Origin of the sequence: Actinopolymorpha sp. B17G11 (assembly GCF_040196095.1) — a bacterium.
In the GTDB taxonomy this organism is placed as follows: domain Bacteria; phylum Actinomycetota; class Actinomycetes; order Propionibacteriales; family Actinopolymorphaceae; genus Thermasporomyces.
This window is the reverse complement of sequence record NZ_JBEFTW010000002.1, coordinates 198,781-211,656: the sequence shown is the minus strand read 5'-3', so window position 1 is coordinate 211,656 and position 12,876 is coordinate 198,781. Positions and strand designations below refer to the sequence as shown.

Genomic DNA, 12,876 nt, shown 5'->3' with positions numbered 1-12,876 from the left:
TAGCCGACCGATCCAGTCATCCGCGGTAGTCGGCGGCGCCGAGGGTGTCGTCGCCCGCGGCCGCGTCTTCCACGTGGTCGAGGGCGTCGGTGATCGGCTGGGTCGGGTCGCTGTCGCCGTGCTCGCCCGGCGGCGTCGTGACCGGACCAGGTACGGGTTCGAGGCGTACGTCGACGACGTGGCCGGTCTGCTCGGACAGCAGGACGTCGAGGGAGGCGAGGCCCACGTCGCGGGCCGGGAGCAGCGTGCCCGGCGGCTCCTCGCCGAACGCCCGGGTGCGCATCGGCGTCTGGGTGCGTTCGGGATTGACGCAGTTGACCCGGATCCCGTCCGCTGCCCATTCGTCGGCGAGCGCCTGGGTGAGGTTGACGACCGCCGCCTTCGTCGAGGAGTACAGGCTGTAGCCCGCCCGCCCGCGGGTGTACGAGCTCGACGTGAAGAGCAGCAGGTGACCACTGGACTCGGCGAGGTAGCGGTGCGCCGCCCGGGCGACGTAGACCGGCCCGAGCAGGTTGACCTGCAGGCTGTCGGTGATGACGTCGTCGGGGCAGTCGGCGAGGGCGGCGGTGTGCAGGACCCCCGCCGTCACCGCCACGAAGTCGATCCGGCCCGTCTCCTCGTACGCCTTCTCCAACGCCGCCCGCACGTGTTCTGGCTCTTCGACATGGGTGCCGGTCGCGGACCTGCTGAAGCTGTAGACGGTGGCGCCGAGTTCCCTGGCCGCCTCACCGATCTCGGCACCGATGCCGTAGCTGCCGCCGAAGACGACGAGGGTCCGCCCTTGCAGGAGTGCGCTCGCCTGGTCGGTCGACAGGGCACTCGGCGGGGTGTGCGAACCCAGCCGGAACAGCTGGTCGGCGAGGAACACGTCGATCGGATAGGTGACCTTCATGTTGCGTTCGGAGCCTTCGACGACCGTGATGGGGACGTCGGGGAGATAGCGCAGCACGACCGTGCAGTTGTCGGTGGGCGTGAACTGTGGATCCTTGGCCGCGAGTTCGTAGGCACGGCGGATGGTCGAGAGCCGGAACGCCTGTGGGGTCTGTCCGCGCTGCAACCGGTCACGCTTGGGGATGTCGGTGATGATGCCGTCGTCCACGACGATGATCGTGTCGGCCGACGGGATCGCCACGTCGACCGCGGCGAAGGTGTCGAGGGCCGTCACGCAGTCGGCGATGATGCGGTGGTCGAGCAGCGGGCGTACCGCGTCGTGGAACAGCATCTTGGCCTCGCCGTCCCCCGCGGCGGCGATCGCGAGCCGGCTCGTCTCGTCGCGACTCGAACCGCCGTCGAGGATCCGGGTGACCTTGCGGAATCCCGCGTTACGGACGATCTTCTCGGCGTCCTCGGTCCAGCCGGGCAGCATCAGGACGAAGATCTCGTCGACGTCGGGTGAGGTCTCGAACACCTCCAGCGTGTGTTCGAGCAGGGGCTTTCCGGCCACCTTGAGCAGCTGCTTGGGCAGCCGGAGGCCCACCCGCTCGCCGGAGCCGCCGGCCAGGACCACGGCGATGCTGCGCAGCGCGGACGCGGGTCTCTCGCTCCCGGCGCCGGGTGTCGGGTCGGGCCTCGTCTGGGGCACGGTTCTCGTCACTTCCCTTCGTCGGTGTGCGTGCGATCCCAGGGATGGTAGTTGCCCACCCTGTGGGCGCTGTCACCTGCCGGACGCCGCCGGTGCCCGGTTTGTCGCGCTCGTCCACTCACGAGGTGTTGGTCTGAACTGCGGGACGCTCGGCGATGACGGTCCAGGCCTTCGGGTTGTAGGAGTGCTCGGCACCATAGTCGGCCGCGAGGAATGTCGGTATATGTATCGCTCTGACTGTCGGAAACTTCACCTTCAGCAGTTCCTGGATCCTCCCCGCACTGAGCTCGTTCCAGTGGTAGGAGTCCTTCGGCCGGACGATGTGGTCAGGCTTGTCGACCATGATGAAGAACGCGATGACGACGCCTTTCCGCGCGATCCGGATGGCCTCGTTCATCGCCTTGTGCATCGCGGGCAGCGAGAGGTGCTCGAAGATGTCGAAGGCGAGAACGTAGTCAACGCTGTCATCGGCATACGGCAAATCGAGGATGCTCCCGAGTTCGAACCGCACCGTTGCGCCGCGGACGGGGAAACGCTGGCGGGCGTTGCGGATGTTGTCCTCGTTGAGGTCGACGCCGGTGTAGTCGAGGAACCGCGCGATGCCGTAGGCGTCGAGGAAACGGTAGTCGTTGGCCGATCCGCAGGCGAACTCCAGGACCCGGAGGGTGTCTGCCTCCCGGCCGGCGAGCGCCTTCGACCATTTCCTTTCGTAGGTGCCCTCCCGGTCGGCGATGACCGCGCAGACCTTCTTGACGGCGGCCCGCTTCTCCGGATCGGTGTACTGGGACATCGCGACGCCGAGCTCCCCGGCGCGGCGCCGGAGGGCGGCATTGGCGTCCACGCAGAACTCGAGTTCCTCGCGCATCATCGGCTCGAACTCCGAGCCGAACAGCTCGGTGAGAAGGAAGTGCCGCGCGAGAATGCTCTGCGCGTTGATCCGCGGATTCTGATATCCGCTGACGAGATAGTCATCGAGTGTCTCGGCGGGGAGCTTCGCCCAGCTGCGCCTGAGTTTCGCCGCCTCTGTCTGCCAGCGTCCACCGGCCAGGATGTCCCTCACCTGACGCCGCAGCGTACGCAGGGCGGGACGGGCCCATCCGGGAACCCACCGCAACCAACGGGACCGCACAACCGCCTTGTCCGCAACGCCCATGCCGCACCCTTCAGTCGGGTGATCGCGGAGTTCCCCGAGACATCCGATGATCAGAAGATGCTGTGACGGCGCTCCCGTCTTGAGGAAAAACACGGAATCTTACTCGACCGACGACCGGTTTGGGGAGATCCCTGACCCCACCGACGGCAGACGTCCGCCGTCGCAGGCCGTGACCGGAAAGGGCGGCGTCGCCAGCCGCTCGGTAGGGTCTAGGGCCATGAAGACGTTGAGCATCGAAGGAGCCTGGGTGACCGAACCGCCGGTCTTCCCCGACGACCGAGGCTCGTTCGTCGCGTGGTTCGCCTCCGACGAGTTCCAGCAGGCAGTCGGCCACCAGTTCGCGCTGCGGCAGGCCAACTGCTCAGTGTCACGACGCGGTGTCCTGCGTGGCATTCACTACGCCGACGTTCCTCCCGGCCAGGCGAAGTTCATCACCTGCGCCCGCGGCGCCCTCCTCGACGTGATCGTGGACCTGCGGGTCGGCTCGCCGACATTCGGGCGCTCGGAGTTCGTCCGGCTCGACGAACAGACCGGGCGAGCCGTCTACCTGTCCGAAGGGCTCGGCCACGGGTTCCTCGCCCTCACCGACGACACGACGGCGATCTACCTGTGTTCGGAGGGCTACGCGCCCGGCCGCGAGCACGGCGTGCACCCCCTCGACCCCGACCTCGCCCTCGCGTGGCCCGACGACATCGAGCCCGTGCTGTCGGAGAAGGACGCCGCCGCTCCGACCCTGGCGCAAGCCGAACTGCAGGGGGCACTCCCGTCGTACGCCGACTGCAAGGCATACCGTTCCTCGCTCACCTGACAGAGCGGGGTCGGCGTACGCGTGAGAAACATGTCTGGTGGGGTAAGGGAAGGATGATCACGGTCTTGACCGGCCCCACCCGGGTCCAGTCGATCCACGACGCCGGGAAGACGTGGTTCACGAGGCTGACGAAGGAGTTCCCATGACCGGGCTGGCATCAAAGCCCACCGACCGGTCACCGGCAGAGACGCCGGTGGAGTCGCCAGTAGAGACGCCGGATCCTGCAGACGTGAGCACGCAGGGATCCGGGGTGAAGGTCAGCGTCATCGTGCCGGTCTACAACCCAGGCCCCTATCTCGAGGACTGCATCAACTCGCTCCTGCGCCAGAGCCTGCCCTCGACCGAGTTCGAAGCGATCTTCGTCGACGACGGTTCGACCGACGACAGCCCTGCACGGCTCGACGCCCTTTCCGCCGCCCACCCCCACCTCCGGGTCATCCACCAGCAGAACTCCGGCTGGTCGGGCAAGCCGCGCAACGTCGGGATCGCCCACGCGCGGGGGGAGTACGTCTTCTTCGTCGACAACGACGACTGGCTGGGCGACGAGGCACTGGAACGTATGTACGCCTTCGCGAAGGAGAACGGCTCCGACGTCGTCGTGGGGAAGATGGCGGGCAAGGGACGCGGAGTTCCGCGGGAGCTGTTCCGCAAGACCTACCCCCACGCGACACTGTCCGACGCGCCGCTCATCGACAGCCTTACGCCACACAAGATGTTCCGCAAGGAGTTCCTCGACGAGCACGGTTTGCGCTTTCCCGAGGGGCGACGCCGGCTGGAGGACCACGTCTTCGTCACCGCCGCGTACTTCGCGGCGCGCACCGTGTCGGTGCTGAGCGACTACGTCTGCTACTACCACGTACGCCGTGACGACGCCTCCAACGCCGGTTTCCAGCGCCTCGAACACAAGGGATACTTCGCCAATCTCCGCGAGGCCCTCGACATCGTGGAGGCCAACACCGAACCAGGTCCGCTGCGCGACCGGCTCTACCGCCGGTGGTTCCGCCAGGAAATGCTCGAGCGACTCCGCGGCCGCCGCCTTCTGCACGCACCCGACGAGGACCGCAGGGCGCTCCTGGAGGAGGTCCGGCTGGTCTGCAGTGAAAGGTTCGGACCGGGCGTCGCCGCAGGCCTTCCCGCCGCACAGCGGATCATCGGCAGCCTCGCCATGGCCGGTCGTCTCGATGCCCTGGTCCAGCTCGCCGAGTGGGAGGAGCGGATCCGTACCCACGCCAGACTCGACGACCTGGGCTGGCACGGTGGCGCGCTGCGCCTCGCCGTCACCGCGGAGCTCCGTGCCAACAGCGCACCGATGACGTTCACGCACCGTGGAGACCGCGACCTTCTCCTCCCTCCGCTTCCTGCCGAGGCGCTGCAGGGCCTGGCCGAGGACGACCTCGACACCACGGACCGCCTGCCCCATGCGCGGCTCGACGTCATCCTCCGGGCCCGCGGCAACGCCGCCGAGTTCTTCGTTCCGGTGGCGTACTCCGGTGTCCGCAAGGCGGTCGACGAGTCGGCGACCGCGGCCGCCGCCGGACCGTCCAGTGGAGAGTTGGACGAGCAGTTCCGGCTGATCCTGCAGGGCGAGGCTGAAATCGACGTCTCGACCGTCGCCGGTTCCGGCGCCCTGGCCAGCGGTGTCTGGGACGTCACCGTCCGGCTCTCCGGCTTTGGCTGGACGAAGGACACCCGGCTGGGTGCGGTCAGAGCCACCAAGGCGGCCGAGAACTGCGTACCCGCGATCCTCGGCGACCCGCCCCGGATCATCACGCCCCACTGGACGAACCACGCCAACCTGTCCCTCGCCGTAGGCGACCACGCCATCACGCCTGGCCTGGAGCTCATCAGGAAAACCAGACCAGTCGTGGCGGGGACACCTCCGGAGGCCACTCTCACCATTCCCTTGCGTGCCGTCGTCGCGGAGCCACGTTCCGGCGCGGCGATCCGGCTGGTCCACGACGGCTCGGGCAAGGTCGCGGAGCTCAACGCCGAGCTCGCGCCCGCGGTCACCGACGGGACCGCCCACTCGGAGCTGTGCGCCCCGCTCATCGAGCGGCTGGATCCCGGCCGTTACTCCGTGGCCGTTCGGCTCTTCCGCCCCGGCGCGAGCACAGCGTCGCGGGGAACGAAGAAAAAGAAGGCAAAGAATCGCGTGGCCGACGCCGACGGGCTCATCAGTCTCCCAGCCACGCTCACCGTGCCCACCAGGTCCCGCCCTCCGGTCGTCGACGTCCTGACACAGTCCGGACCGGATGAGACGTTCGACGCGACCGCCGCGGCGCCGCCACCGGTGAGAGACCGGCTCGCGCGGAGAGGGCGTCGTCTGGCCCGGCGGATCCGCCGCCGCCTCGTCCGCCAGCCTGTCCGCCAGCGCTGAACGAAGCGCCCCTACCTAGCGGAGCTTCTTCACCAACCGCGGAGCACCAGGTAGCCGGCGCAGGAACGGCGCACGCTTCGCCACCTTGCCGAACAGGTCATTCGGCCGCTGCGACACACGTCTCGACGGCCTCGTGGCGCCCGCCTGCTTCGTCGCCGTGGCCGCATGCTGCGCGGTTGACCCGGCGCCGTTCTGGCTCTGGGTGCCCGAGGCCTTCGCGGCGGCCTTCTGGCGGATGGCGGCGACCATCCGCTGCTCGCCGACCGACGCGGACTGGTCGACCTCACAGTCGCGGCCGGCGGCCGGGTCGGGTAGCCAGTCGGAGAGCTGGGGACGCGACAGGTCGGCGAGATCGTGGTCGATCCCGGCAAGCAGCTGCTCGCGGCCGTACGACGGGTCGCCGGCGTCGCGCGCGGCGACCAGCGCGGACCAGAACGGCGCCGACAGCAGCGCCTCCGGCGTCATCGCGCAGCTCCGTTCGACGATCTCGGGCGGGATCTGCTGGGGGTCCTTGAGCAGGAACGTGTCCATGATCTCGTCGTAGTTGTCCGCGAGCACCGTGTTCGTGGGGTCGAGGCCCAGCACCACCATCACTCCGGTCGGCCTCGTGTCCATCACGGCCAGCCGGAGGTCAGGCCGGTAACGCTGCAGCACCGGGATCATCTTGTAGACGTCACCCGTCCATGCGCCGGTGTGGCGGTTGCGCGCCGCCTCGTCGACGTTGCGCGGCAGCTGGTCGTCGAAGACCACGACACTCGACCAGTCGGCGTACTTCTCGGTGTTGATGAAGTCACGCAGGACGTACTCGAACAGGTGCATGCCGTCGATGAACGCCAGGTCGACCTTGGCCTCTCCCAGGTGCTCGAGCGGTTTCTCGCGGGCGAAGAAGTCGTCACTGGTCTCCCGGACCATGTGGAGGTCACACCGGAGTTCCTTCACCACCTTGAAGGCGGGGTCGACGGCGACCGTGGGAACGCGGGACAGAGTGAGACTCCGGCCGTCGTTGATGCCGATCTCGAAATACGTACGCGGCTGGTAGACCGCGTGCAGATTGCGCAGGAACCCGTGGCGGTGCACTTGCTCTCTCCTCGCCCACTCGACGACTCACACGATAGGGGGACAGAGCCGGCGTCTTGGATCGACTCGCCCGCCGTGTTTCACACGATCGTCGCGAAGGCTGACCGCAGAGCGGCCCTCCAGTGCCTGAGTGGGTTGACACCCAGTTCGGCCCACCTGGCGTGCCCGAGCACGCTGTAGGCAGGTCGAGGCGCCGGGCGCGGGAACTTGTCGGTCGTCGTGGGGTGCACCCGCGCCGGATCAGATCCGAGCAGCTCGAACACGTCCTTGGCAAGATCGCACCAGGTTGCTTCCCCTGAGCTGGTGGCGTGAAACACGCCCGTCGCCTCCGGGTTGGCGCCGACGAGCACCAGCCGCTCGGCGACGTCGGCGGTCCAGGTGGGCTGACCCCGCTGGTCGGCTACGACGTCGAGGGTGTCGCGTTGGCCCTCGAGCTTCGCCATGGTGCGGACGAAGTGTGAACCGTGCGCGCCGTAGAGCCATGCCGTGCGGACGACGACACCGCTGTCGGGGAGGGTTTCGAACACGGCCTGTTCGCCGACCAGCTTCGTCCGGCCGTACGCCGTGCGCGGGTCGGGCTTGGCGTCTTCGGCGTACGGCTCCGTCGCGTCCCCTGCGAACACGTAGTCGGTGGAGACGTGCACCAGCCGGGCGTCGGTCGCGGCGGCGGCCTCGGCGAGTACCCGCGGGCCGATGCCGTTGACCAGCAGGGCGGCACCCTCGTGCGCCTCCGCGTCGTCCACCGCCGCCCAGGCTGCGCAGTTGACGACGACCTGCGGACGGTGCGCGGCGAACGCCGAGCGGACTGCCGCGGGGTCGGTGATGTCGAGGTCCCTCCGGGCGAGAGCGGTGACCTCTTCGCCGTCGGCCCGGAGCCGGGCGACGACGTCCTGGCCGAGCATTCCCGCGGCACCGGTGACGAGCCAGCGCATCACGGCGTCCGCTCCTGCTTCAGGCCCTCCCACCAGGTGCGGTTGTCGCGGTACCACGCGACTGTCTCGGCGAGGCCGGTGTCGAAGTCGTGGCGCGGGCTGTAGCCCACCTCGTCCCGCAGCTTCGTCCAGTCGACGGAGTAACGCCGGTCGTGACCCTTGCGGTCCTCGACGTACTCCACACTGTCCCAGCTCGCGCCGCAGGCCTTGAGCAGACGTTCGGTGAGCTCGCGGTTGGTGATCTCGGTACCGCCGCCGATGTTGTAGATCTCGCCGGCCCTGCCCTTCTCGAGGACCAGCGCGAGTCCCTGGCAGTGGTCGTCGACGTGCAGCCAGTCGCGGACGTTGAGCCCGTCGCCGTAGAGCGGCACCTTCTGGCCGTCGAGCAGGTTGGTGATGAACAGCGGGATGACCTTCTCCGGGAACTGGTACGGCCCGTAGTTGTTCGAGCACCTGGTCACCCGGACGTCGAGCCCGTGGGTGCGGTGGTAGGACAGCGCGATCAGGTCGCTCGACGCCTTCGAGGCGGAGTACGGCGAGTTGGGGGCCAACGGATCGGTCTCCGGCCACGAGCCTTCGGGGATCGAGCCGTAGACCTCGTCGGTCGACACGTGGACGAACGGACCGACGCCGTGCCGGAGCGCGGCGTCCAGCAAGGTGTGTGTGCCCACGACATTGGTGATTACGAAGTCCGCGGAGCCCTCGATCGACCGGTCGACATGGGACTCCGCGGCGAAGTGGACGACCGCGTCGTGCTCGGCCATTACCGAGTCCACGAGGGCGGCGTCGGTGATGTCACCCTCGACGAACGCGAATCCCGTCCGGTCACGCACCGGGTCGAGGTTGGCCGGGTTGCCGGCGTAGGTGAGCTTGTCGAGCACCGTGACGTGCGCACCGGCGAGAGGCGGGAACCCGCCGGTGAGCAACGTACGGACGAAGTGCGAGCCGATGAAGCCGGCACCGCCGGTGAGCAGGATGCGCGGAGTCGTGTCAGTGGACGCAGGCACGGAGGAATTCCCTTGGGACGGCAACGGTCAGGAGCTGATCTGGATTCTGCTGTGGTCGCCGAGCACCAGGCGGTGCGCCTTCGGCACCCTGGGCGCGGGCGTCACCTGCACATGGTGGCCGATGAGCGACGCCTCGATCCGGCGTACACCCTCGACGGAGGTGTCGTGCTCGACGATGGAGAACTCGATCTCGGAGTCGACGATCCGGCAGTCGTGCTCGACCGAGGTGAACGGCCCGACGTAGGAGTCGGCCACCGTGGTGCCCCTGCCGATGATCGCCGGCCCGACGATGCGTGACGCCGTGACCGTCGCGCCGGCTTCGATGACGACCCGGCCGATGATCTCGCTCACGTCGTCGACGGTGCCCTCGACCTTGGGCTCGAGCGTTTCCAGGATCGTGCGGTTGACCTCGAGCATGTCGGCGACGTTCCCGGTGTCCTTCCAGTAGCCGGAGATCACCGTGGAACGCAGGTCCATGCCCTGGTCGATCAACCACTGGATGGCGTGGGTGATCTCGAGTTCGTTGCGCCAGGACGGCTTGATCTTGCGTACGGCCTCGTGGATGGCCGGTGTGAACATGTAGACACCGACCAGCGCGAGGTCGCTCTTGGGCTGCTTCGGCTTCTCCTCGAGGCCGACCACCTTGCCGTAGGCGTCGAGCTCCGCGACGCCGAGCTGGGTGGGATCGGGCACCTGGGTGAGCAGGATCTGGGCCGCCGGCTGCTCCCTTCGGAACTCGTCGACCAGCGCCTTGATGCCGCCGACGATGAAGTTGTCGCCGAGGTACATCACGAAGTCCTCGTCACCGAGGAAGTCGCGGGCGATGAGGACGGCGTGGGCGAGCCCGCGTGGTGCGTCCTGCGGGATGAAGGTCACGTCCAGCCCGAACTGGCTGCCGTCGCCCACCGCCTCCTTGATCTCCTCGGCGGCGGAGTCGACCCCGACCACGATGCCGACCTCGGTGATGCCGGTCTCGGCGATCGCCTCCAGGCCGTAGAACAGGACAGGCTTGTTGGCCACTGGCACCAGCTGCTTGGCCGACGTGTGCGTCAGTGGCCGCAGCCGGGTACCAGCGCCCCCGGAGAGCACCAGTGCGCGCATGGTCGGACACCTTAGCCGCTCGACCTGATCGACCTGACCACTCCGTCGCCCGGGCGGGTCGGGGATCGCCTCGCCCGGGCCCGGACCCGCCCACAACGATCCCGGACCAGGCTGACGCCCGGGAACGGCGGGTCCGTTTACGCCGTCGAATTCGATCGGGCAACCTACGGGTAGCGGTCGCACGTCACCAGTCCACGACCGCCCGACGGCGAAGGGAGCCGCCGCGTGCGGAACGACGACGAGGAGGCGTTCGATGCGTTCGTCCGGGCCCGAATGCCCGAGTTGTTGAGGTTTGGCCACATGTTGACGGGGAGTCCCGACGCCGCGGGGGACCTTGTCCAGGACGCACTCGAGCGGACCCTTGCCGCCTGGCATCGGGTACGCAACCGCGACGACCCCGAAGGCTACGTACGCCGAACGATGGTCAACCGGAACGTGAGCATCTGGCGCCGCCGACGGAGGGAACAGCTGGTCGACGACGTACCCGACCGCGGCCACCACGACGATCCGCAGCTTCCGGACCCCGAACTCCAGCGCGCGCTCGCGGCGCTCCCCCGCAAGCAACGCGCCGTCATCGTGCTCCGGTTCGCCGAAGACCTGTCCGAACGCCGGGTCGCCGAGATCCTCGGCTGCTCGGTCGGAACGGTGAAGAGCCAGACGTTCAAGGCGCTCGCGAAGCTGCGTGCGCGCCTGCCGGAGCAGGGACTTGACCAGCCGCCCCGGCGCGAGGTGCCGCCAGCCGTCGTCAGAGAGTCAACCGCCAAAGAGGCGACCGCACCCGCCTCGGGTCCGACCGCCCGCGGAGGCGACCAGGAGGACACGCCATGGACCCGCTAGAGCACCGCCTCCGAGAAGGACTGCGGGGCGACCGGTGGGGGCTCTCCCCTGACGTGGACGTCCTCGACCGCGTCCACGCCGGCGCGGCCCGGAGGCGCAAGCGGCGCAAGGCCGTCATGGCGGCCGGTGCCGTCACCGCGGTGATCGCCGCATTCGGCGGGATCGGCTACGTCGCGACCGGCGGCGGGCCCACGATCATGGTCGCCGACGGGGCCAGCAGCGGGGCCGGCGCGCCGGCGGAAAAGAGCGCCCCCGACGCCACGGACATGGACTCCGACGACCGAGGAGCGGAATCGGCGCCCGGCAGGGACGGCGACTCCGATCGGAGGCGGGAAGAACGCGCCGACCAGTCGCCCGGGTCGGAGCCGGAGCAGCCGAACGTGCTCTCGGAGATCGCCCCGGTTCCCGGCGACTTCTCGCCCGTCTCGATCACCGCGACCGGACCCGAGACCTACTGGCTGCTGGGCACCACCGACGGCGATCGCGCCGCCCTCGCGGCGACCCAGGACGGTGGGTCGACGTTCAGCTCGCTGGCGAGCCCTCCGTCCGCTGTCGCGCGTGGAGACAACGAAGTCAGCGCCAGCACGGTGAGTGACGTCCGGTTCGCTGGCGACGGCCGGACCGGCTGGGCGTACGGCGGTGCCCTGTGGGTGACCCGGGACGCGGGTCGTACCTGGGAGCAGGACCGGTCCGTGCCCGGTCTCGTCAAGCGGCTGGAGGTCGGCGGAGGTTCGGCGTACGCGCTGGTCGACAACGGCAGCGGCTGGACCCTGTGGCGGGCCCTTCTCGGCGAGGGCACATGGCAGCAGCTCGGTGTCGAGGCGCAGGCGCCAGAAGACCTCGCCGTGACGGGCCAGCTGGTCGCCGTCACCGACAAGGACGCCGACGGGACGTCGGTCTGGGCGTCGACCGACGACGGTACGACGTTCGAGACGCACCCGACGCCGTGTCACCAGGACCTCGACGCCGGGCGCCTGTCGGCGACGATCGGCTCTCTCTGGCTGAGGTGCGCGACCGGCACCGGCACCACGCTGCACGTCTCGACCGACTCGGGAGCGAGCTGGACCGACGTACCCGCCGGGGAACCGGCGGCACCGGCGACGGCATCGGCGCTCGGCGCCCGCGACGCCGGCCGGGCGATCGTCGCGGTGCCTGGGGAGGCGCGGAACATCGGAACCGATGACACGTCGACGACGCCGGTGCCGGGCCTGGGTAGGCCGGCCTTCGCCGGGTTCACGACCGAGGAGATCGGCTACATCCTCGACCTGGAAGGCCACCTCTTCCGTACCGACGACGGCGGCGCCAGGTGGTCACCGGTCAGCATCAGGTGAGCCTGGTTCGCCAGGAAAGTCTGGCCGGCCAGGGCGACCCCCGGCCGGACCCTGAGGCGGAGGCCGGGTGGCGTACCGGCTCTTCCCGGATGTGCGGCGCGGGTTCGGCGCGGCACCGTGGTCCCATGAAACTTCGCGCGGTCACGCTCGCCGTCTCGATGGCGTACCTCTGGTTGATGATGATCCTGCTGGGCGCGATCGTGCTCGAGACGTTCATGGTCTATCCGAACATCTTCGTCGACCCTCCGGCCTCGCTCGAGACGGCGCTGGAGTTCATGAGGGTCACCGCACCGAACGACTTCTTCCCGCCGCTCGGGTTCCTCTCCTGGATCACCGGTGTCGGGGCCGTGGTCCTGGCGTGGCGGATCAGACCGGCACGCTACTGGGTCGCCTTCAGCGTGCTCATGATCGTGTGCGAGGGACTCTTCTCCATGGCGTTCCACTGGCCGCGCAACGAGATCCTGTTCGTCGAAGGCACCGCGGTGCACTCCGATGCCTTTCTCGTGCAGACCGCGCAGGAGTTCCAGCGGCTGCACTGGTCGAGGCTGGTCTTCAACGCCGCGTCGGCGGTCACGATCTTCGTCGGCTTCCTGAAGGTCTACCGCGACTTCCTCGTCGGCCGATCCGGCGCAAGCCTCCCGACGCCCGCGACGAAACATCCGGTCTGACGG

Annotated in this window: 11 protein-coding genes; 5 read left to right on the top strand and 6 right to left on the bottom strand. The window is 68.8% G+C overall.

Annotated elements, in window-relative coordinates; genetic code table 11:
• Positions 1–16: 16 nt before the first annotated feature.
• A complete protein-coding gene (locus ABN028_RS03350; RefSeq protein WP_349326435.1) occupies positions 17–1,582 on the bottom strand; it encodes an SDR family NAD(P)-dependent oxidoreductase in 1,566 nt (521 codons plus the stop codon).
• A gap of 118 nt (positions 1,583–1,700) precedes the next feature.
• Positions 1,701–2,735: a class I SAM-dependent methyltransferase gene (locus ABN028_RS03345; RefSeq protein ID WP_349695574.1), complete on the bottom strand. Its 1,035-nt coding sequence runs from the start codon at positions 2,733–2,735 to the stop codon at positions 1,701–1,703.
• Between the two features lie 217 nt (positions 2,736–2,952).
• Between ABN028_RS03345 and ABN028_RS03340 the strand changes: the two genes are divergently transcribed.
• Both ABN028_RS03340 and ABN028_RS03335 read left to right on the top strand, forming a co-directional pair.
• Entirely contained in the window at positions 2,953–3,543 is a 591-nt protein-coding gene (locus ABN028_RS03340) for a dTDP-4-dehydrorhamnose 3,5-epimerase family protein (protein ID WP_349695573.1), read from the top strand.
• A gap of 142 nt (positions 3,544–3,685) precedes the next feature.
• Positions 3,686–5,920, top strand: coding sequence for a glycosyltransferase family 2 protein (locus ABN028_RS03335; protein ID WP_349695572.1), 2,235 nt, complete (start codon positions 3,686–3,688; stop codon positions 5,918–5,920).
• A gap of 15 nt (positions 5,921–5,935) precedes the next feature.
• Here the strand turns inward: ABN028_RS03335 and ABN028_RS03330 are convergent, their stop codons facing one another.
• From ABN028_RS03330 to ABN028_RS03315, 4 genes are all read right to left on the bottom strand, one after another.
• Positions 5,936–6,997, bottom strand: coding sequence for a class I SAM-dependent methyltransferase (locus ABN028_RS03330; protein WP_349695571.1), 1,062 nt, complete (start codon positions 6,995–6,997; stop codon positions 5,936–5,938).
• A gap of 80 nt (positions 6,998–7,077) precedes the next feature.
• A complete protein-coding gene (rfbD, locus tag ABN028_RS03325) occupies positions 7,078–7,929 on the bottom strand; it encodes a dTDP-4-dehydrorhamnose reductase (protein ID WP_349695570.1) in 852 nt (283 codons plus the stop codon).
• Positions 7,929–8,936: a dTDP-glucose 4,6-dehydratase gene (gene rfbB / locus ABN028_RS03320; RefSeq protein WP_349695569.1), complete on the bottom strand. Its 1,008-nt coding sequence runs from the start codon at positions 8,934–8,936 to the stop codon at positions 7,929–7,931. Before rfbB ends, rfbD begins: the two co-directional genes overlap by 1 nt.
• A 27-nt stretch (positions 8,937–8,963) precedes the next feature.
• Complete coding sequence (locus ABN028_RS03315) at positions 8,964–10,037, bottom strand: glucose-1-phosphate thymidylyltransferase (protein ID WP_349326426.1); 1,074 nt, start codon at positions 10,035–10,037, stop codon at positions 8,964–8,966.
• A 225-nt stretch (positions 10,038–10,262) separates the two neighbouring features.
• Here ABN028_RS03315 and ABN028_RS03310 point away from each other — a divergent pair, with 225 nt between their 5' ends.
• The 3 genes from ABN028_RS03310 to ABN028_RS03300 all read left to right on the top strand — a co-directional run bounded on the left by ABN028_RS03310 (position 10,263) and on the right by ABN028_RS03300 (position 12,873).
• Positions 10,263–10,874: a SigE family RNA polymerase sigma factor gene (locus ABN028_RS03310; protein ID WP_349326425.1), complete on the top strand. Its 612-nt coding sequence runs from the start codon at positions 10,263–10,265 to the stop codon at positions 10,872–10,874.
• On the top strand, positions 10,862–12,205 hold the full coding sequence (locus ABN028_RS03305) for a sialidase family protein (protein WP_349695568.1): 1,344 nt from the start codon (positions 10,862–10,864) through the stop codon (positions 12,203–12,205). The genes ABN028_RS03310 and ABN028_RS03305 overlap by 13 nt, the downstream gene beginning before the upstream one ends.
• Positions 12,206–12,330: 125 nt before the next feature.
• Complete coding sequence (locus ABN028_RS03300) at positions 12,331–12,873, top strand: hypothetical protein (RefSeq protein WP_349326422.1); 543 nt, start codon at positions 12,331–12,333, stop codon at positions 12,871–12,873.
• The last annotated feature ends 3 nt before the right edge of the window (positions 12,874–12,876 follow it).